Origin of the sequence: Ruthenibacterium lactatiformans (genome assembly GCF_000949455.1) — a bacterium.
Lineage (GTDB): Bacteria > Bacillota > Clostridia > Oscillospirales > Ruminococcaceae > Ruthenibacterium > Ruthenibacterium lactatiformans.
On sequence record NZ_JXXK01000016.1, the window covers coordinates 43,968 to 63,324 of the forward strand.

The 19,357-nt window shown below is 52.3% G+C and carries 15 protein-coding genes and 2 pseudogenes; 10 read left to right on the top strand and 7 right to left on the bottom strand.

Features of this window, described 5'->3' with window-relative positions; translation table 11 throughout:
• The first annotated feature begins 15 nt into the window (after nucleotides 1-15).
• Nucleotides 16-1,353, top strand: a complete 1,338-nt coding sequence (gene argH, locus TQ39_RS11585; RefSeq protein ID WP_050005632.1) for an argininosuccinate lyase — start codon at nucleotides 16-18, stop codon at nucleotides 1,351-1,353.
• 85 nt (nucleotides 1,354-1,438) lie between these two features.
• Here argH and TQ39_RS11590 read toward each other — a convergent pair whose 3' ends face one another.
• The 3 genes from TQ39_RS11590 to TQ39_RS11605 all read right to left on the bottom strand — a co-directional run bounded on the left by TQ39_RS11590 (nucleotide 1,439) and on the right by TQ39_RS11605 (nucleotide 5,172).
• Entirely contained in the window at nucleotides 1,439-2,770 is a 1,332-nt protein-coding gene (locus tag TQ39_RS11590) for a uracil-xanthine permease family protein (protein ID WP_009325394.1), read from the bottom strand.
• Between the two features lie 322 nt (nucleotides 2,771-3,092).
• Nucleotides 3,093-3,455, bottom strand: coding sequence for a sigma-70 family RNA polymerase sigma factor (locus TQ39_RS11600; protein ID WP_050005633.1), 363 nt, complete (start codon nucleotides 3,453-3,455; stop codon nucleotides 3,093-3,095).
• 7 nt (nucleotides 3,456-3,462) lie between these two features.
• Entirely contained in the window at nucleotides 3,463-5,172 is a 1,710-nt protein-coding gene (locus TQ39_RS11605; protein WP_050005634.1) for a recombinase family protein, read from the bottom strand.
• A gap of 230 nt (nucleotides 5,173-5,402) precedes the next feature.
• On the opposite strand from TQ39_RS11605, the gene TQ39_RS11610 reads away from it, so the two are divergent.
• Complete coding sequence (locus tag TQ39_RS11610; protein ID WP_050005635.1) at nucleotides 5,403-6,389, top strand: Fic family protein; 987 nt, start codon at nucleotides 5,403-5,405, stop codon at nucleotides 6,387-6,389.
• A gap of 86 nt (nucleotides 6,390-6,475) precedes the next feature.
• Here the strand turns inward: TQ39_RS11610 and TQ39_RS21250 are convergent, their stop codons facing one another.
• From TQ39_RS21250 to TQ39_RS20315, 4 genes and pseudogenes are all read right to left on the bottom strand, one after another.
• A complete protein-coding gene (locus TQ39_RS21250) occupies nucleotides 6,476-7,291 on the bottom strand; it encodes a helix-turn-helix domain-containing protein (RefSeq protein WP_050005636.1) in 816 nt (271 codons plus the stop codon).
• Nucleotides 7,266-8,084: a HipA domain-containing protein gene (locus TQ39_RS11620; RefSeq protein WP_050005637.1), complete on the bottom strand. Its 819-nt coding sequence runs from the start codon at nucleotides 8,082-8,084 to the stop codon at nucleotides 7,266-7,268. The genes TQ39_RS21250 and TQ39_RS11620 overlap by 26 nt, the downstream gene beginning before the upstream one ends.
• A gap of 229 nt (nucleotides 8,085-8,313) precedes the next feature.
• On the bottom strand, nucleotides 8,314-11,118 hold the full coding sequence (locus tag TQ39_RS11625) for a TrlF family AAA-like ATPase (protein WP_050005638.1): 2,805 nt from the start codon (nucleotides 11,116-11,118) through the stop codon (nucleotides 8,314-8,316).
• A gap of 12 nt (nucleotides 11,119-11,130) precedes the next feature.
• Nucleotides 11,131-11,565: pseudogene (locus tag TQ39_RS20315) on the bottom strand (SbcC/MukB-like Walker B domain-containing protein); the annotation flags it as partial.
• Nucleotides 11,566-11,745: 180 nt separating this feature from the next.
• On the opposite strand from TQ39_RS20315, the gene TQ39_RS11635 reads away from it, so the two are divergent.
• From TQ39_RS11635 to TQ39_RS11670, 8 genes and pseudogenes are all read left to right on the top strand, one after another.
• The gene (locus TQ39_RS11635; protein ID WP_050005640.1) at nucleotides 11,746-13,125 is read left to right on the top strand and encodes a ParB/RepB/Spo0J family partition protein; all 1,380 of its coding nucleotides are present in this window, start codon (nucleotides 11,746-11,748) and stop codon (nucleotides 13,123-13,125) included.
• Nucleotides 13,126-13,434: 309 nt separating this feature from the next.
• Nucleotides 13,435-13,791, top strand: coding sequence for a DUF7768 domain-containing protein (locus TQ39_RS11640; RefSeq protein WP_003500157.1), 357 nt, complete (start codon nucleotides 13,435-13,437; stop codon nucleotides 13,789-13,791).
• Complete coding sequence (locus TQ39_RS11645; RefSeq protein ID WP_050005641.1) at nucleotides 13,778-14,863, top strand: DNA cytosine methyltransferase; 1,086 nt, start codon at nucleotides 13,778-13,780, stop codon at nucleotides 14,861-14,863. Before TQ39_RS11640 ends, TQ39_RS11645 begins: the two co-directional genes overlap by 14 nt.
• Nucleotides 14,864-14,867: 4 nt before the next feature.
• On the top strand, nucleotides 14,868-15,581 hold the full coding sequence (locus tag TQ39_RS11650) for an antirestriction protein ArdA (protein ID WP_003500154.1): 714 nt from the start codon (nucleotides 14,868-14,870) through the stop codon (nucleotides 15,579-15,581).
• A gap of 14 nt (nucleotides 15,582-15,595) precedes the next feature.
• Nucleotides 15,596-16,645 carry a hypothetical protein gene (locus tag TQ39_RS11655; RefSeq protein WP_050005642.1) on the top strand — a complete coding sequence of 350 codons (1,050 nt, stop codon included), beginning with the start codon at nucleotides 15,596-15,598 and terminating at the stop codon, nucleotides 16,643-16,645.
• Between the two features lie 91 nt (nucleotides 16,646-16,736).
• Nucleotides 16,737-17,207 (top strand): PcfB family protein, encoded by a 471-nt coding sequence (locus TQ39_RS11660; protein WP_050005643.1) that lies wholly within the window; start codon nucleotides 16,737-16,739, stop codon nucleotides 17,205-17,207.
• Nucleotides 17,204-19,026: pseudogene (locus TQ39_RS11665) on the top strand (VirD4-like conjugal transfer protein, CD1115 family). Before TQ39_RS11660 ends, TQ39_RS11665 begins: the two are co-directional and overlap by 4 nt.
• An 89-nt stretch (nucleotides 19,027-19,115) precedes the next feature.
• Nucleotides 19,116-19,331 (top strand): Maff2 family mobile element protein, encoded by a 216-nt coding sequence (locus TQ39_RS11670; protein WP_016306504.1) that lies wholly within the window; start codon nucleotides 19,116-19,118, stop codon nucleotides 19,329-19,331.
• Nucleotides 19,332-19,357 lie beyond the last annotated feature (26 nt).

The following is a 19,357-nucleotide window of genomic DNA, read 5'->3' on the forward strand; positions in this document are numbered from 1 at the left end:
AGGAGGAAATACGATATGCCGAATACCTATGAAACCAAATTGTGGGGAGGGCGCTTCCGCGGCGATGAGGACGCGCTGATGCAGCATTTCAACAGCGAGTGCTGGCGCACCAGCTGGCTGGTGGAGCCGGATATCCAGGGCAGCCTTGCCCATGTGGCCATGCAGGTAAAATGCGGCCTGCTCACCTCCGCCGAGGGAGAGACGCTCACCCGAGGCCTGGAAACCATCCTGGCCGATTTCAAGGCCGGGCAGCTTGTTTACACCGAAGAATACGAGGATGTGCATACCTTTGTGGAGCTGCACCTGATACGCCGCGTAGGGGACGTGGGCAAAAAGCTGCACACCGCCCGCAGCCGCAACGACCAGTGCAATGTGGATATGAAGCTGTACGTCAAGCAGCAGGCACATCATGTGGCCGCTCTTATCGACACCTTCTGCGCCACGCTGCAGCGTGTTGCAGAGGAAAACCCGTGGATGATGCCGGGCTACACTCATCTGCAGCGCGCGCAGGTGGTAACGTTCAAATACCATCTAATGGCCTACTGTGAAATGATGCTGCGGGACAAAAAACGCCTGCTGAATGCCGTGGATGTGATGGATGAATCCCCTTTGGGCTGCGGCGCGCTGGCAGGAACCACCCATATCATCGACCGCTCCTATACCGCTCAGCTCCTGGGCTTTTCCCACGGCGCATGCAAAAACTTTCTGGATGGCGTGTCCGACCGGGATTTTGTGCTTGAGGTACTCTCGGATTTCAGCATCCTGATGATGCACCTCTCCCGTCTGGCCGAGGAGCTCATCTTATGGAGCAGCGCTGAATTTGGTTTCGTGGTGCTGGACGACAAATATACCACAGGCTCCAGCATCATGCCGCAGAAGAAAAATCCGGACGGCGCGGAGTTGGTACGCGGGCGCACGGGCCGCGTCTACGGCGATCTGATGGCCTTGTTGTGTGCGATGAAGGGTCTGCCTCTGGCCTACAACAAGGACATGCAGCAGGACAAGGACTCCTTTGCAGATGCGCTGGACGTGGTAACAGCTTCATTGATGATGATGGAGCGCATGATCGGTACGCTGCAGGCAAAGCCAGAGGCCATGGAGGCCGCGGTAAAAAAGGGCTTTCTGAATGCCACGGAAGTGGCGGACTATCTGGTGCAGCACGGCGTTCCCTTCCGCGACGCTCACGGCATCGTGGGACAGATCGTTATTTATTGTGAGGACGCGCAGAAAGGCATCGAGGAACTTTCCCTGGACGAACTGCTTCAGTTTTCACCCGCCTTCGGGCCGGATATCTTCAGCTACATCGACTACGCCGCCATTCTGCAAAAAGGCATCAAAAAAGAAATGCTGTAATACAAATAAAAAACGCCCCCGCCTGCGGCATAAGGCCGCTGCGGAGGCACTTTTTATTTTCGGAACTGATGCGGAGAAGTTTCGCTTATACTTCGAAGTTCACGGCGGTGTCGCCCTTCAGGTCCGTGCCGAACTCATAATCGTTGCCCGGCAGAATGGCATTGAGCAGAATGCCCACAATGGCCGCGATGGCAAGGCCGGACAACGTAAAGCTGTAAGATGCGCCAAGCGGCACCGTGATGCCGCCCACGCTGTTGAAGCCCAGCGCGGAGACCAGGATGACGGCCGCGATGATCAGATTGCGGGATTTTGTGAAGTCCACCTGGTTCTCCACGACGTTGCGCACACCCACGGAAGAGATCATGCCGTACAGCACAAAGGAGATGCCGCCGATGATGGCGGAAGGCACCGTCTGGATGGCTGCGCCGATCTTCGGGAAGAAGCTGAGCAGGATGGCAAAGCATGCAGCGATACGCATGACACGGGGATCGTACACCTTCGTCAAAGCCAGCACGCCGGTATTCTCGCCGTATGTAGTATTGGCCGGTGCGCCGAAGAAACCCGCCAGGCTGGTGGCAAGGCCGTCGCCCAGCAAGGTGCGGTGCAGGCCGGGGTCGGACAGGTACGGACGCTCACAGGTGGCACTGATGGCTGCAATGTCGCCGATATGCTCCATCATGGTGGCCAGTGCGATGGGCGCAATGGTGATGCAGGCGCTGACGCTGAACTTGGCCATGCTGCCCGTATGGATGGCCAGGCCGAACCAGTCGGCCTGCTGGATGGCGGTAAAATCCACCTCGCCCATGAAGAGTGCAGCGATATAAGAGACCACGATACCGATGAGGATGGGCAGGATCTTCACCATACCCTTGCCCCAAATGTTGCATACCACGATGACGGCCAGCGCGATAAATGCCAAAAGCCAGTTGGACTGACAGTTCGTGATGGCGCTGGGCGCAAGGATCAGGCCGATGGAAATAATGATGGGCCCGGTGACGACCGGCGGAAAGAACCGCATGATCTTGCGCACGCCGAACACTTTGATGAGAGCGCTGAGGATCACGTAGATCAGCCCGGATACTACGATGCCGCCCGCCGCATACGGCAGCATCTCGCTGGGGGTGCCATCTGCACCCAGCGGGGCCACAGCAGCATAGCCGCCCAGGAACGCAAAGCTGGAACCGAGGAACGCCGGCACCTTGCCCTTTGTCAGCAGATGGAACAGCAGCGTTCCGATGCCCGCGAACAGCAGCGCCGTGGAAACGCTGATACCCGTCAGAATGGGCACGAGCACCGTCGCGCCAAACATGGCGAATGTGTGCTGCACGCCCAGCACCAGCATCTTGGGTACGCCCAGCTTACGGGCGTCGTACAGCCCTTCCCTGCCGAGCTCGATCTTTTTGGTCTCTTCGCTCATTGATACTTCCTCCTCAAATCAAATGCCTTCTATTCCAAACACCATGTACGGTGTAAAGGCCGCGCGGCCAAAAAAAGAGGCATTTCCCTTATCGCCGCCGATAACGGAAAATGCCTTTTCTGTTATGAAGGAAAGAATAGAATATACGGCCCCGCCGTGCAGCCGAACGCCGCGCGGGGAAGGATAAGCGCCGTATGAAGCTGTGCGCAAAGCTGCCGCATGTTCCAAACCTCTCTTTACATTTTATTTATAATACCAGACATGCGCGCGCGTTGCAATACTTTTTTCTCCCTTCTTTTTCAAAATTTGCAGCGGCGGCATTTCAACCCTTTCCCGCACTCGCTCCTTTTCGCATCATTGCGCGCAGCTCTTCCAGCGCTTTTTTCTCGATGCGGGATACATAGCTGCGGCTGATGTGCAGGATATCCGCCACCTGCTGCTGTGTCAGCGGCTGCGTGCCCGAAAGGCCGTAGCGCATGATGACGATCTGCCGTTCCCGGCCGGAGAGACGGTTCACCACACGGTAGAGCGCCTCGGTCTCCTCCTTGCGCTCGTAGTCCTCGTGCACGTCGAAGGTATCGGCCACTACGTCGTTCAGTGTCAGGCTGTTCCCGTCCTTATCGCTGTCGATGGGCTCCTGGATAGACACGTCGTTCTGGCTTTTTTTGCCCGCTCGGAACTGCATGAGCACCTCATTCGCTATCCTCTCCCAACGGATACATAGGTTGCTCAACAGGGGGCAAATCGGCCTCTCCGTCCTCGGCAAACAGGTACACATAGGCGTTTTTGCCGTCCCAGACCACCTTTTTGACGATGGTGCGCAGCAGGCGGCGTTTTTCCTCCAGCGTGGCAGAATCCACCGCGCTGGCGAAGGATTGGATCATCTCCTGATGGAAGGCGAACTCCTGATGAAGCATTCGGCTCTGTTCGGTGAGGGCTTCCAACTCGGCAAGGCGCATCTGCTGGGTCTCGCTCTCCCGATGCAGTTCGTCGATCTGCTCCATGACGTACTTCGCGGAGGTGTCGCTGGCAACGGACAGGGACTCCACCAACCGCTTGATGCGGTCTTCCGTTTCTGCGTGCTTCTCTTTCAGCAGCGCCAGCTCTGCGTCGTAGCCCTCCTTGCTGCCGCTGATGACCTTCTTGGTCTGCGCCAGCAGCCGGGTAAGGGTCTCCTTGTCGGCGGACAGCTTGCGGATCTCCTCGATGATCTTGGCGTCCAGCGTGTTGCCGTTGCAGTTCTTCATGGCGCAGACCGTGCCGTGGCTGCGCTCCTTGGTGGAGCACATGTAGGTGTAGATCAGCTCGCCGTCCGCATTTTTGCGGTTGGTCAGCTTCGGGCGCATATAGTCGCCGCATTCGCCGCAGCGCAGCAGCCCGGACAGCAGCGCCACGTTGCTGCGGGGCCTGCGGTAGCTCTTGGATTTGTTGACATCCAGCATGGCCTGCACCCGCACCCAATCGCTGCCCGCGACGATGCCGGGGTGCTTGCCCACCGCCACGATCCATTCCTCCATGGGACGGATCTGGTTTGCCTTGCCGGGGTGCTGGAGGGTGCGGTTATATGCCATGATGCCGTGCTCGCCGTCGAATTCTGCGCGCTCGGCAAACAGGTCAACATTGTTCTCTTTCAGATACTGATACGCCGTTTCGTCGGCGATCATGTAGACCGGGTTTGTGAGAATGCCCCGGATGGCAAAGCGGGTGAACTGCTTGCCGCGCTTTGTGACGCAGCGGTGCTCCAACAGGTACTGGTCGGTCTTGCTGAGGGAGCCGGTCTCCATGAATACGGAGAAGATCGTCTTGACCAGCTGGATTTCCTCCGGAATGGGTTTGAGCTTGCAGGCCTTTTTCACCTTGCCGTCCACCGTCACGCTGGACAGGCTTTCCGAAGCGTAGCCGGTAGGCGTCGTGCCGCCCAGCCAGCGCCCGGTCTTGGACAGCTCGTGCATATTGTCCCGGATGCGCTCGGCGATGGTCTCCCGCTCCAGCTGGGAGAACACCGACGCAATGTACATCATGGCGCGGCCCATGGGCGAGGACGTGTCAAACTGCTCGCGGATGGAGATGAAGTCGATGTGCCGGTCGCCCAAATCCTCGATGAGCTTGGCAAAGTCGCCGATGTTGCGGCTGATGCGGTCGAGGCGGTAGACCACAATGGCGGCAAAGGTGATCTTCTGGGAGTCCTTCATCATTTTCTTGAACTGTGGGCGCTCCAGATTGCCGCCGGAAAAGCCCTCGTCCTCGTAGACCAGCACGTTTTCCGCCGCTTCCTCGCCAAAGTGCATGACGATGTACTGACGGCACAGCTCAATCTGGTTCTCAATGCTCTCGCCCTTGCCGGTGAATTTGGACTTGCGGGAGTAGATAACGTATTGCTTCGGCGTATCTTTCGTTTTCATGGCGGCACCTCGCGTTATTCGTTAGGTTGGTAGATATATTATAACGGATTGGAATCCATTTGAAAAGGTACCCAAGGGAAGAATCTGAAAATTTCTGCGGATAGTCAGAGGTTTTCGCGCGCTGATTGTGCCAGTTCGGAGCGCATCGCTCATGTGAATCAAGAAAATGATTGATGAAATGAGTGATGCATGCTATAATATGGACAATCAAACTACGCTGTGAGGTACTCATGAAAAACAAACAGCCTCCGTTTCAAGTCACAAACAAAATGATCGCTGACGTTGCAGAAATCTCCGAGCTGACCGGAAGGCTTTCCGCGCACGATCATCTCTCCAGCAATCCCAATCTGCGCCGCACCAACCGCATCCGCACCATTCACGGCTCCCTTGCCATTGAGCAGAACACCCTGAGTCTGGAACAGGTCACCGCTGTTCTGAACGGCAAACATGTTCTGGCTCCGCCCAAGGACATTGCCGAGGTCAAAAATGCCTATGAGATTTACGAGCGGCTGGACGAGCTTGACCCCTACTCCGTGGACGACCTGCTGACCGCTCACGGTATCATGACTCGCGGGCTTGTAGAGGAGTCCGGCATGTTCCGCACGCGGCCTGTTGGCGTTGTAGATCAAGAGGGGCATGTCCTGCATTTTGGCACGCTGCCCCAGTATGTGCCTGATTTAGTCATGGAGCTGTTGGATTGGGCAAAGCACAGCGACCTGCACATGCTGATCCGAAGCTGCGTGTTCCACTATGAGCTGGAGTTGATCCATCCCTTTGCAGACGGCAATGGCCGTGTTGGGCGGCTCTGGCATACGTTGCTGCTCTCCAAGTGGAATCCCGTGTTTTCATGGCTGCCGGTCGAGTCCATCATCCACGACCATCAGCAGGAATACTACGATGCCATCAATGCCAGCAACGATGCAGGCGAGTCCACCGCGTTCATCGAGTTTGTGCTCTCCGTCATCAAAGCATCGCTCATCGACGCCATCCATACGAGTGATGCAATGAGCGCCGGAAAAATGGACAAGAAAACTCTGCGCTGGCAGAAGATTGAGCAGTTCTTGCAGACGCATGAGTATATCATGAACGCCGATGTGCGGGAGCTGTGTGGGGTTTCGGCATCGACGGCGAATCGAATTTTGGTTGGGCTGGCGAACGAGGGAAAGCTATACAAAGCTCGCGCGAACGGGCATTGGGTGTATCAAGCGTCAAATTGATACGAAAACCTGCCCACGATAGCCCAAAATCTTTTATACCCCTTTATACCCTTTTCAAAAGGGGTATAAAGGGGTATAACGCATGATCACTGCCAATTCCGTTTCAGGATCTCACTTTTAAGATACAGCGTACTCTTTTCCGACGCTTTGATCGGATGAAGCTTTCCGCGTTTTGTCAGGTCGATGATATTCTGCCGGGAGCAGCCCAAGATCTCCGCCGCTTCCGCTGCGTTGATGACTCTGTGGGCGGCAAAGTTCTGGAAATCAGCCGCCGTCAGAGGAACACTTTTGCCGATCCGGTAGAGCATCGTATCCGAAACGGTCATGTTCACATCCCAAGCAACTCCGTATCCGCCCGTCTGCATCTGCACATTCTGAAAATAGTCCGGCTTCTTGAGAAGGATCTGAAACGCCTTCGTCTTTTCAAAGTGCTTCTGCAAATCGCACTTCTTCACCGCGCCATCCCGGAAAAACACCAGCAGACAATGATCCTCCAGCGGCAGAACATCCTCAATTCGCTTTGAAAAGCGCTTCGTAATTTCTTCCGGAAGCTCCTTTTCATCAATGGGAACGAGATAGTAATCGTCCTGCGCACACCGCCCCATCGCCAGCATCAGGAGCGCATATTCGTCGTACTCCTTCAGATGATTATCGCGCAGAATCTCTCCGATGTTCTGACGGTCGGGCGGAACAATCCGCTGCTCCACCCAGATTCTGCTCCAATAGGAATTGACGGTGGTTTCCCCGCGTTTTACAAAGGAATCCAGCAGCAGGGGCGTCTCCCATGCGTCTGCGCTCTCAGGCAGTTCAATGTAGAATCGCTTTTCCTGCTCGTAATACAGGAGGTATGCCAGATCCTTCTGCTCCTGCGCCGATTCATCTCGAATTGCAAAAATCTTCATATGCGCACCACCTTTTCCAGATCATTTCCCAGATTTTCTCCTGAAGCGGCTGAGAGATCACGCCGTCCAGTCCCTCCAGCAGAACCTGTTTGTCGCTCTCGTGAAGCGGCGTCAACTCCGGCATTTTGTCTTTCGGAATGATACGCAGGTTATCCCATGTGGACTTCGAGCCAATATAGTTGTTGCAGGGCTTGTCGGCCATCACATCAAATTTTGCCGCCGCAGCATCGTCAGGGCAACTACAAAGCAGCGAAAGGCCGTGGTCAAACAGGGGCGCCAGACGAACTGTTTTCTTTCGACTGTTACGCAGCACCTCGATATTAGCGCCGTGGCGATCCCGGTTCAGAATCAGATAATCCACGACAAGCATCTGATAAATATAGTCTTCCCAGCCCATTCTGGAGCAAAACTCCAGCGCAGATTCATCCGGCAAAGCCTCCAACTCCTTGTAGGCATCCAAGGCAATCTTTGATTCGCTCTTTGCCTTGAAATCCTCCGACGCGCAGAGATATACTTCATGCGTCTTGCCATCTACGGTCATGTCTGCGTGAATCAACTGGTACGACAAATGCGGAATTCCCAGTATCGTCAGCAGCCGGTCAACAATCAGCTCGTTCACGCACTCATGCCCAATGATGCCGCGTGCTTTATCAAAGTTGGAAAGCTTATAGTACGTCTTCTTTCCGCCGAGTTCGGAGTACGCTTTCAAAAAGGAACCTGCGGTTCCGGAAGAATTGCGATAGACAGACCACGACAAATACGTCAGGTCCTGCTTTTCTTTCATTAACTGCATGTGTACCTTCACCTCAAGATCATTATATCTTTTCACTTGTCATACGTCAAGTTGATTTTTAGCGTACACCTTGTCGTATGACAAGCTTACCCGATTTTGCGCCCGCATAAAACCGCCGCTCTGACTAAAAATCAGGGCGGCGGTAAGCAAGGATATCTAATTATCTTAATAAGCAAATGTGCGTCATATGTTATTGCCCAGAAAGAAATTTCCTTATGCAGAACGTTTATTACCCTTTTATGTTATACTTATTTTTTCGCTTTGCGAACGCTTTTTCGCCACCTTCCAATATATCGCAGATATGCTGTTGTATTCCCTGAGCATTTAATATGCCATGGATAATCGTTCCGGAATCATCGTAAACTGGCAAATCATCCTCTATTGACCCCGTCCGATATTCAAAACGAAATTTATTGTTTGGCGTAGTATTTCCCTGCTGATTTGCAACAATCACCTGCTCTGCGTCTCCAGAAACAACAACGTTTGCATTATGTGTGACAACGATAATTTGTCGTTCTATTTTTTTCTTTTTGATAAAGGTAATTAAATCGTCGCTGATTGATTTGTTGTCTAAGTCATCTTCAGGTTGGTCAATCAGAATTGGAGATTTGCTTTCAGCCAAACTAATCAGTAGTTTAAGCAAAACTAAGGCTTTCTTTCCGGGAGACATCTCATCAATTAAGTCGTCCCCCATTTTGACGTTGTAAGTAACATTATACCAATTATCCAATATGCTTCTGAGCGCACTTTCCGGTGTAAAGCTCTTTGAAAAAGGAATTGTTTGATTTAAGCATGCCTTAATCAGTTTTTCTAAAGCAGTTTCGTCAAATTGATCTATATTGAAGTCTTCAACATTAATAATGTCTTTTTTTGACTTCAATACCCTATTATCAAATAGTTGCTTTATTCTTTGGCAAAAAGCTTCAGTTCGGAATGGAATAAGAACTGAAAAGGTTAATTCACTACCTTCATTTAAACTGCTTCCTTCGCCATTGACACTGGCTGCATACCGTTCTTGAATATCATCATATCTTTTAAAAGTCTGAACCAAATCTGATATAATCTCGTTGAGTTCTTCGCTCTTTTCATCAATTTTCCTATCGTAGTCTCTAAATATTAGTAACCTCTGCTCCTCTTCCTGAATCCGCTTAGACAATTCAGCGATAGCCTCATTACTCTCAACTTGTTCTTTCAACTCATCGACCACGATCTCACTATTTCTCATGTCCGTAACAGTTTTTTCCCGCTTAGTCTGGTACTTTTGGATTATTTTAAGCTTATATTCCTTCCATAACTCGTCTGCTTTTTCTTTAATCATTGATACCGCATCCGAAATATCTTTCCGAACATCATCGCTCATGGCTTTATCCGTCTCAACGGGAATAACCACGGAGACAATTGAGTCAACAATGGAAATGTCATTTTCAATTGTCTGAAGTTGCACATTGAGTTTAGTCAATTCGGATACGGCAGTGTCATATTTTGAAATATCCTCCTCTGATATTGAAAGCTCTTTGGATTCGATTTCTTTTTGCTTTTTTAGGCCGTCAAGCTGTTTTTCAATTCCTGCGCGAGATCCTATTTCTGCCATCTCTTTTTTAATACTCTGAATCTCCTCATTAATTTGGACAGCATCATATATTCTCTTATCCAGAGAAGGCTTATACTCCCGAATTTCTTTCAGCATCTGCTCATGACTTATTCGAGCATTATCGTTTTGCAGTATAATTTCTTCGATGATGTTGTCTATTTCGGTTTTTTCTTCATTTTCATCAGACAGTTGATTTAAGTATGTTTGAGGAATATATACAATTTTATGAGAGTCATTTTGTACACCTGTTTCGTTCACCTCACCATCTTTCCAAAACACCTTAACCTTCGTTAACACACGAGTTTTTGTTTTTGATTTCTCCGTTTTTTCCTCAACTTGATTTTTATCTATGGTTAAAGCAAGGTTATGAAGCAATATTGACTTTCCCGTCGATTTTCCACCAATGATACAAGACAACTTATCGTTAAATTGTATCGGCTCAGGGGAAAAGTCCGGATCATCAATTACGATACGATCAATCACGTGATAATTGGACTTTTCTTCCGGCATAAGAGGCGAAATTCTCACTCTGTCTTTCGGTTCGTAAAGTACCTGTTTGAGGCCATTAAATGAGGGGTCTGATTTTATCCAGCAATAACGTTGATTATCCGGCTCAAATAACTTGGCATTTGTGTGCGCGTCACATCCATGAAAACATGGCTTCAGAGAACCGCATTTTCTAATAACTTCATCAGGCGAGTCACTCTTTTCGCCAAGGAAATATGATATATCACTAGGATTTCCAGAAAAAATGGCATCTACAAATTGGTATATTGATTGTCTTGTGGCGTCAAAGTCGGATGGATTCGCTTCAATATGTGAAAAACTGTTTGCTGCCCCGGTTACTCCGTCATTACTGCTGTTTGAAACAATTATGATTGTATTTTCACGCAGTTCTGGATCATTGGAAAAAAGTTTTTTTAGCGAATCTACAGAAGGGATAAACTGTCCAACGCCTTTTAAATACGCCGCATCTTCGGCCAAAGACGAATCTAATGCTTTCCCAAGCGAGATTAATTGCGCCTTTGTCGCGGAATACGGACGACCATTATACTCAAAGGAGAGCTTGGAGAAAAATCGATCTTCCAGTTCATCAACTACTACAGGATTAAACAAGAAGTGTATATTAATTCCTTCGTTTCGTGACATTGGAGTCATTCGCAGTTCAACATTTGGAATCACCAATTTAATTGTACCTGGCAACCTTTTTTCAGCGATGACTTTTTTATAATTTTCTATTGAAAGATAGTCCGTAATTCCAATAGAAACTATTGATTTGACTTTATCGCTTCCGTCTCCAACGTAGTCTAATATACTTCTATAAAAACCGTACCAGCGTTCCTCTATGGTTGTTCCTTCGTACTGGTCATTTTTATTTGTACCAGGAGTATGTACATGTAGATCCCATCTTCTCCACTCAGAGCCTCTTAAATATTCGTTCATTTCTATTTCTCCTTAGGTAACAATATTCGCCTTGCTTCCGCCCGACTTCTCTTTTTCAACAACAATTTGTTTATCGATACGATTTTTCAAGTCAACAACATGAGAAATAATACCAACAAGCCGATTTCCATCAGCCAAACCAGAAAGAGCTTTCATTGCTTGATCCAAGGATTCTTCGTCAAGAGAGCCAAATCCTTCGTCAACAAACATGGTATCAAGCTTAACACCACCGGCAGATGCTTGGATCTCATCAGAGAGTCCCAGTGCAAGCGAGAGCGACGCCTTGAAGGATTCACCACCCGAAAGTGTCTTTACACTTCTTTCTGTGCCGTTGTAATGGTCAATAACGTCAAGATCGAGTCCGCTTTGGCTACGGTTATTCTCGGCTTCTTTTCGACGTTTCAGCTCATACTGTCCTCCGGACATAATCATAAAGCGAGTATTGCAACGGTGTACAAAGGGAACATAATAAAAAACTTAATAATGGACTGCCAATCTTACACAAAGTACCGCCCAAACGAGACTACGGGCGGTATTTTTGTATCATGGCGGAGAAAGGAGGAACTTCCCACGGGGGCTTGACTGAAAAGTTGAGCCTCTTTTTTCATGCCAAAAAACAGGAGGTAAATGCTTATGGCAGATGATAAAACCACAAAAACGCCGGAACAGCCGGTAACGGATAGCGGGCCGGGCAAGGAAACGCCTCCCGCTCCCCCAAAAGAGCCGGAGAAGGTTTCCGTTTCTCCGGAGCCGGAAAAAAAGACGGAACCGGAGGTAAAGAACCCGCAGGTTTCCGTCTATAACTTCGCTGAAATTATGAAGGAAAAGAAGGTCGAGGAACGGGCGGCAGCTCCCAGCGGGGAAAAGCCTGCCCCGGCAAAAACGGAAAAACCGGAAAAGCAGCCGGAGGCTCCGAAGAAAGCGGAGGAAAAACCCAAAGAGCCGGAACAGCCGAAGCGCCGGGGCCGTCCCCCGAAAGCAGATAAGGACAAGGCCGCAACCCCGAAGCCCAAAGCTCCCGCACAGAAACCGGAAAATGCGGTCAAAAAAGAACCGGAGAAAAAAACGGCGCCAACGGTACAGGCCGCTCCCGCTCCGAAGGAACCCGAAAAACCGAAGGATGCACCACGCCGGGGCAAGGAACAGATCGTCTATATCAAGCTGAACGATCTTCACGCCTTCAAGAACCATCCCTTTGAGGTTCGGGATGATGAAGAAATGCGGGCTATGGTGTCCAGCGTCAAGGACAAGGGCGTGACCCAGCCCGCTATCGTCCGTCCCCGTGAGGATGGCGGCTATGAGATCGTGTCCGGCCACCGCCGCCAGAAGGCCAGCGAGCTTGCCGGATATGCGGATATGCCCTGTATTGTTCGCAATCTGACGGACGATGAAGCCATCACGCAGATGGTCGAGGACAATCTCAACCAGCGTGAAGAAATCCTCCCCAGTGAACGGGCCAAAGCCTTGAAAATGCAGCTTGAGGCCATCAAGCACCAGGGCTCCCGCACTTCGGGCCAGATTGACCCGAAGGACGCAGGAAAACGCTCCAACGAAATTGTAGCCGAGCGCAATAAGATGGCGGTCAAGCAGGTGCAGCGGTATATCCGGCTCAATGAGCTGGTTCCCGACCTGATGAAGCTGATGGATGAAAAAAAGCTGGGCTTTACTACGGCGGTGGAGCTTTCCTATATCGGCAGGAAGAACCAGAACTATATCGCCGTCGCCATTGACAGCCAGCAGTCCTCGCCTTCACAGGCGCAGGCAAAGCGTATGCGTGAGCTGGACGAAAAGAAGCTGCTCAACGGGGATGTGATCGACGGCATTATGATGGAGGACAAAAAGGAGGTAGACAAAGTGATTTTGACAGGTGCGGAACTGAGCAAGTATTTCGGCAAGGAAACTACGCCGAGGGAAATGAAGGACCAGATCATCAAGCTGCTGGACGACTGGAAGGGTCAGCAGAAGGAACATGAAAAGCCGGAGAAGAAAACCGAACAGGAAAAGTAAGCCCAAACTTCGGGTCAGCATGGCCCGAGGATTGCGGGGCTCTGCCCCGCGCCCCGAAGCTCTGGAGATATAAATTATTCCCCGTCGCCAGTTATTCCGTAGCATAGCCGGGAAAATCAGTCAAGGGCAGCGCCGCCGCAGGCGGTGCCAGAGGCACCCTTGACGGATTTCTCCCGGTTATGCTTTTTCCCGGTCAAGCGACGGGGATATAAATTCTCCAGAGCCGTTCCCCTTCCCGGGGGAAGGGGCGGAGGGGTTGGGCGAACTCTTGCTTTTCCCTAAACCAAAACAGAAATGGAGGCTCAACCAATGAAACGACCTTTAGCGTACCTGACCGCCGCATGGAGCGGCGAGCCGGATGTTGATATGGAGCTGGCGGCCCACTACTGCCGTCTTGCTTATGAGGCGGGCTTTTCCCCGATCTGCCCGCTCTTGTATCTGCCGCTGTTTTTGAATGACAGCGTTCCCGAGGAACACAAGGCCGGGATTGATATGCGCCGGGATATGCTGCGGCGCTCCCACACCCTGATCGTCTGCGGCAGCGCTGTGGATGAGGATGTAAAAAACGATATTGCGGTTGCCGGGCGGCTGGGCATTGCGGCGACCACACTGGAAGGGGTGCTTGCCGTGAAGGGACACGGCACCCCGGGCCATGCCGGACATTAAGCTGGGAAGCCTTTTCGACGGGATCGGCGTGTTCCCTCTGGCTGCTTCCCGGTGCGGTATCCGTCCGGTATGGGCCAGCGAGATTGAAAAAGCGCCCATCTCCATAACCAAAAGGCACTTTCCCGACATGGTGCATTTGGGGGATATTACGAAGGTGGACGGCGGGAAAATCCCACCTGTCCATATAATTACCTTCGGTTCCCCCTGTCAGAACCTTTCTCTGATTGGCAACCGCTCCGGCCTTGCCGGGGCAAAATCAAGCCTGTTCTATCAGGCGTTTCGTATCATACAGGAAATGAGGGATGCTACTGATAACCTATATCCAGCTATCGCTGTTTGGGAAAACGTCATGGGAGCGTTTTCTACAAATGACCGGATGGACTTTAGAGCCGTCCTATCCGCCTTCTCGGACACCGAAGTTCCAATGCCTCCTTCGGGAAGATGGGGAAACGCCGGAATGGTGCGAGGGGGAACGCCTGATGTGTGCTGGCGACTCATGGACGCCCAGTATTGGGCAGGCTCCCGAAGGCTGGCACGAAGGCAGCGGATTTTCGTCGTGGCGGATTTTGGAGGCAGACGTGCCGCAGACATACTATTTAAGCCCCGTCCAATGCTCCCACTTCCTCCGCCTTGCGGAGAGGGCGGGTGGGCCGCCGCCGAAGGAGATCGAACAGCTTCTTTTGAAACAGGGCGGCAGATACCAGTCATCCACCCCTTTCAGTGCTTCCGTATGCGGGGAGCGGCAAAAAGGCAGGAAGAAACGGCCTTCCGAAACAGCTTCGGATTACCAACTGACCCTTTTCCCACTCTTTTAGCCAGTGATGTAACGCCCTTTGCCTTCTGGTATGAGGGCGACCCGAAGGGCGGCTGTATCCGTTTTCTGACGGAAACGGAAAGCGAACGGCTGATGGGGCTGCCAGAGGGCTGGACAAAGTACGGGGCGGACGGCGTGGAGATCCGGCCTCTGCAACGCTACAAGGCACTGGGAAACGCGATTGCCCTCCCTTGCGCCGATTACATTATGGCCGGGATTTATGAGGTGCTGGCTGACCGGGCCGGAAAGGAGGAATGAGCCCATGTTTGAAGCCTATATAACCAATACAGCCCTATACCCCTTAATGGGGATTGAGGTAGGGACAACGGTACATTTCCCCATGACGACACAGGAGTTGCAGGCCGCCCTTGCCAAAATCGGGATAGACGGGAAACGGTACAGCGAAGTGTTCTTTACCAGCTTTGACAGTGATGTGCTGGGGCTCTACGATTATCTCTACGAATGTGAGAACATCGACGAGCTGAACGAGCTGGGCCACGCCCTGCTGGAAGTACGGGATAAGGGCGGACTGGAAACCTTTGAAGCCGCTCTTGTCTTGGGAAACCACACAAGGAGCGTGAAGGATTTGATAAACCTGACGCAGAACCTTGACCTTTACCGCTTTTACCCGGATATTTCCGATGATGAAGGGCTGGGCCGTCTTTACGCCGACGAGCTTGGGACTATCGACATACCGGAGCACATTCAGAACTACTTCGATTATGAGGCATACGGGCGGGATGTGCGTATCAACGAGGGCGGCGTATTCGCTCCCGGTGGGTATGTGTCGGCAGTCCCGGAGGGCTTCAAGGAGTATTACCACGGGCCGCAGGACATTCCGCCGGAACACCGGATATTTGCCTATCCTGAAAAGGCCGAGCCTGTCCACTCCATTCTCGCTACACTCAAACGGTTTCAAGAAGCCCCACCCGCTCCGAAAAAGGACAAGGCGGGACCTTCCCATGAAGAACGGTAAGACTTCGGGCCAGCATGGCCCGAAGCATAAAGGAGGTGCATACCATCAACTATTACCCTATCAATGAAGGAGCCGCCCGCCGGGCAAAAGAAATGAACAGCTTTTCCGACTACAAGGAAGGGAGCGCAACGGCGGAATACCGGGCAATGGTGGACAAGGCCGCCGCCATAGCGGAAAAGCAGAAATCCCGGGTGGACCCCATGTACCATGAGAAGATCGACCATCTGTTAGACACCTACGCCCGCAAGCTGGCCGAAAACATGAACCAGGGCTTTGCCATTGACGCGAGGGTTCCCTCTGTGCTGATCGCCGGGCCTTCCAATTTCCCGGTGGGAAAGAAGGAAAAACAGAACCGGGCGCGGGACAGCAACATGGAGGAATGGCGGCATATTCAAGGGCTGCTGGATAAGATACGCAGCACCGGCATGGGCGGGATCAGCGCCGATGACCCGGCAGCGATTGAAAAGCTCCAGAAGAAGCTGGACGGGCTGGAACGCTCCCAGCTCATTATGAAGGAGGTCAACGCCTATTACCGCAAGCATGGCAAGCTGGACGGCTGTGCGCTGCTGTCGCCGGACCAGATCGAAAAGCTGAAAGCAAGCATGGCGTCAAGTTGGCGAAGCGACCCGAGGCCCTTTGAAAGTTACCAGCTAACCAACAACAATGCGGAGATCCGCCGGGTAAAGGCCCGTATCGAACAGCTTTCCAAACAGGCACAGCAGGAATTTTCCGGCTGGGAGTTCGATGGGGGTCGTGTGGAAATGAACCGGGAGGACAACCGCTTGCAGGTGTTCTTTGACGGAAAGCCTGACGCGGACACCCGGGCCGAGCTGAAAAGCAGCGGCTTTCGTTGGGCTCCCAGCGTGGGCGCATGGCAGAGGCAGCTCACGGACAACGCCATCCGGGCGGCTGACCGTCTGGAATGTATCAAGCCGCTGTCCGGCGAAAAGCCCTCCCAACTTCAAAAGAAGCCCTCTATCTTGCAGACCATGCGGGAACAGGACGAAAAAGTCCAGACGGAGCCGGAAAAGAAAGCTCCGTCCGGCAGAGATGCCGAGCGGTAAGCCTCGGGCCACATTGGCCCGAGGTTTTCTGTTCCCCGAGATTGTACGGGGGCCTCCCGGATAGCGGGAACCCCGACGGAAAGGAGGTTTTATGCAGGAAGAAGTAAACCAAAAAACGGTTGCCCTTTCGATCAGGACAACGAAGCTCACAGGAAAAGTGCTGGCTGCCGCTCTTGGCAAGGTGGTTCGGGCGCTGCAAAAGCACCACCAGAAGGCGCTGACCCCGCAGGGACGCCAGAGCGTGAAAAAGCTGATGAACCACTATGGCGGCAAAAGTGCCATGCCCTATGTGGGAGCTCCAAAGGATTTTGACCGGATCGCGAAGGAGTTCCATGTGGACTACGCTTTCCATAAAGTGAGCCCCGGTCATTACCTGCTGTTTTTCAAAGCCAATCAGGCGGACGCTATCACGGTGGCCTTCCAGAAGTACAGCGCAAAGGTGCTGAACAAAGAGCAGGACAAGGCTTCCATCCTCGGTCAGCTTCGGAAATTCACGGAGCAAATCAGGACGCAGGCAAAGGAAAAGCAGCGGACCAGAGAGGCGGTGAAGGACGGACGTTGAGTGACAAGATCAGAAAATATGTGCTCCCAAACCTGCCGTACCTCTTTGTGTTCTGGTTTTTCTCCAAAATCGGGACGGCCTACCGGATCGCCCCCGGCACAGACTTCGGGACAAAGCTCATGGGGATGCTTGATACCTTCCCCAAAGCCTTTGAAACCTACTGGCCGGGGCTGGGAGGTATTGACCTGCTGGTGGGCCTTGCCGGTGCGGCTGGGATGTATCTGCTGATACAGTCAAAGATCAGGCAGGCGAAAAAATTCCGGCGGGATGCGGAGTACGGCACCGCCCGCTTTGGAACAAAGGAAGATATAAAGCCATTTGTTGACCCTAAATTTCAGAACAATGTCATTCTGACCGGGACGGAGTTCCTTACCATGAACACCCGTCCGAAGATACCCGCCAATGCCCGGAACCTAAACGCCTGTGTCATCGGATCGTCCGGTTCGGGAAAGACAAGGTTCTGGTTGACCCCGCAGCTCCTTCAAGCCCATTCCTCGTATGTGGTGGTAGACCCGAAGGGCGGCACTCTCGACCAGTGCGGGCGGTTTCTGCAACGGGAGAAATACAGGGTGCGGGTGTTCAACAGTATCGACTTTTCAAAATCCATGCACTACAATCCGCTGGCCTATATCAAGACAGAAAGCGATGTTTTGAAATTTGTTACCGCCCTGATTGCCAACACCAAAGGCGACGGCAAGGAGGGCGACGAGTTCTGGACAAAAGCAGAAACCCTCTTGTACTGCGCCCTTGTGTCCTACATCGTCTTTGAGGGGCCGGAGGAAGAACGCAACATGAATACGCTGGTGGAAATGATAAACAGCATGGAAGTCCGGGAGGATGACGAAACCTTCAAAAACGCGGTGGACTATATGTTTGACGGGCTGGAACGCCGCAGCCCCCAGCACTTCGCCGTGAGGCAGTATAAGAAATACAAGCTCGCCAGCGGAAAAACCGCCAAGAGCATATTGATTTCCTGCGGTGCAAGGCTGGCTCCCTTTGACATTCCACAGCTCCGGGAGATCATGTCCTATGACGAGCTGGAGCTTGATAAGCTGGGGGACGAAAAATCGGCGCTGTTCTTTCTTATCAGCGACACGGACACCACCTACAACTTTTTGGTTGCCCTCGCTTTTTCGCAGATGTTCAACCTTCTGTGTGAACGGGCTGACAACACCTATGGCGGGCGTCTGCCCTACCATGTGCGGGTGCTGTGGGACGAGGCTGCCAACACCGGGCAGGTGCCGGGGCTGGAAAAGATTGTGGCCGTCATTCGCTCCCGGGAGATCAGCCTGACGCTCTTTTATCAGGCTATGAGCCAGTGCAAGGCATTGTACAAAGACCATTCCGAAACCATCATGGGAAACATGGACAGCATCGTGTTCCTCGGAGGCCGGGAGGCTTCCACCCTAAAGGATATTTCGGAAAACTGGCTGGGCAAGGCCACCATCTCCATGCAGACCGAGGGCCGAAGCCGTGGACAGTCTGAAAGTTACAGCCAGAATATGCAGCGACTTGGCCGGGAGCTGATGACCACCAGCGAGATCACCACCATGCCCGGGGATAAATGTATCTTGCAGCTTAGGGGGCTCCCGCCTTTTCTATCCCCAAAGTATGACTTGAAAAAGCACCCGAATTACAAGTACACAGCCGAATTTGATAAAAGAAAAACGCCTTCCGCTTGGAAAGCCTGTTCCGCCACCGGCCATTGAGACTAAAGCCGGAGGACGAATACACGGTGTACGAAGTGGACGGCTCCGACACGGACGAAGAAGCTGACCTGTTGAACTTCGATGATCTGGACAGCGACGAGTTTGTGTAACTTCGGGCCATGATGACCCGAAGCGCCGCCGATGTGGGCGGCTTTTTTTGTACCCAAAACCATCAAACAAACAAAATGGAGGAACGTATATGGAATTTTTCAATCAGGCAATCGACATTCTCAAAATTCTGGTCATGGCTCTTGGCGCCGGTCTGGCGGTATGGGGCGTCATCAACCTTCTGGAAGGTTACGGGTCGGATAACCCTGCGGCAAAAAGCCAGGGCATTAAGCAGCTCATGGCGGGCGGCGGTGTCGTTCTGATCGGCCTTCAGCTTATCCCTCTGCTGTCCGGGCTGTTCAGCTAAATGTCACCCGTTGTCCCTTTTTCCAG

Bases quoted from the DNA above. Each gene is read 5' to 3' on its own strand.
- TQ39_RS11670 (WP_016306504.1), top strand. From the start codon at position 19,116: ATGGAATTTTTCAATCAGGCAATCGACATTCTCAAAATTCTGGTCATG.
- TQ39_RS11610 (WP_050005635.1), top strand. From the start codon at position 5,403: ATGAAAAACAAACAGCCTCCGTTTCAAGTCACAAACAAAATGATCGCT.
- TQ39_RS11625 (WP_050005638.1), bottom strand. From the start codon at position 11,118: ATGAACGAATATTTAAGAGGCTCTGAGTGGAGAAGATGGGATCTACAT.
- TQ39_RS11650 (WP_003500154.1), top strand. From the start codon at position 14,868: ATGTTTGAAGCCTATATAACCAATACAGCCCTATACCCCTTAATGGGG.
- TQ39_RS11620 (WP_050005637.1), bottom strand. From the start codon at position 8,084: ATGCAGTTAATGAAAGAAAAGCAGGACCTGACGTATTTGTCGTGGTCT.
- TQ39_RS11635 (WP_050005640.1), top strand. From the start codon at position 11,746: ATGCTTATGGCAGATGATAAAACCACAAAAACGCCGGAACAGCCGGTA.
- TQ39_RS11590 (WP_009325394.1), bottom strand. From the start codon at position 2,770: ATGAGCGAAGAGACCAAAAAGATCGAGCTCGGCAGGGAAGGGCTGTAC.
- TQ39_RS11640 (WP_003500157.1), top strand. From the start codon at position 13,435: ATGAAACGACCTTTAGCGTACCTGACCGCCGCATGGAGCGGCGAGCCG.
- TQ39_RS11645 (WP_050005641.1), top strand. From the start codon at position 13,778: ATGCCGGACATTAAGCTGGGAAGCCTTTTCGACGGGATCGGCGTGTTC.
- TQ39_RS11655 (WP_050005642.1), top strand. From the start codon at position 15,596: ATGGCCCGAAGCATAAAGGAGGTGCATACCATCAACTATTACCCTATC.
- TQ39_RS11600 (WP_050005633.1), bottom strand. From the start codon at position 3,455: ATGCAGTTCCGAGCGGGCAAAAAAAGCCAGAACGACGTGTCTATCCAG.
- argH (WP_050005632.1), top strand. From the start codon at position 16: ATGCCGAATACCTATGAAACCAAATTGTGGGGAGGGCGCTTCCGCGGC.
- TQ39_RS11660 (WP_050005643.1), top strand. From the start codon at position 16,737: ATGCAGGAAGAAGTAAACCAAAAAACGGTTGCCCTTTCGATCAGGACA.
- TQ39_RS21250 (WP_050005636.1), bottom strand. From the start codon at position 7,291: ATGAAGATTTTTGCAATTCGAGATGAATCGGCGCAGGAGCAGAAGGAT.
- TQ39_RS11605 (WP_050005634.1), bottom strand. From the start codon at position 5,172: ATGAAAACGAAAGATACGCCGAAGCAATACGTTATCTACTCCCGCAAG.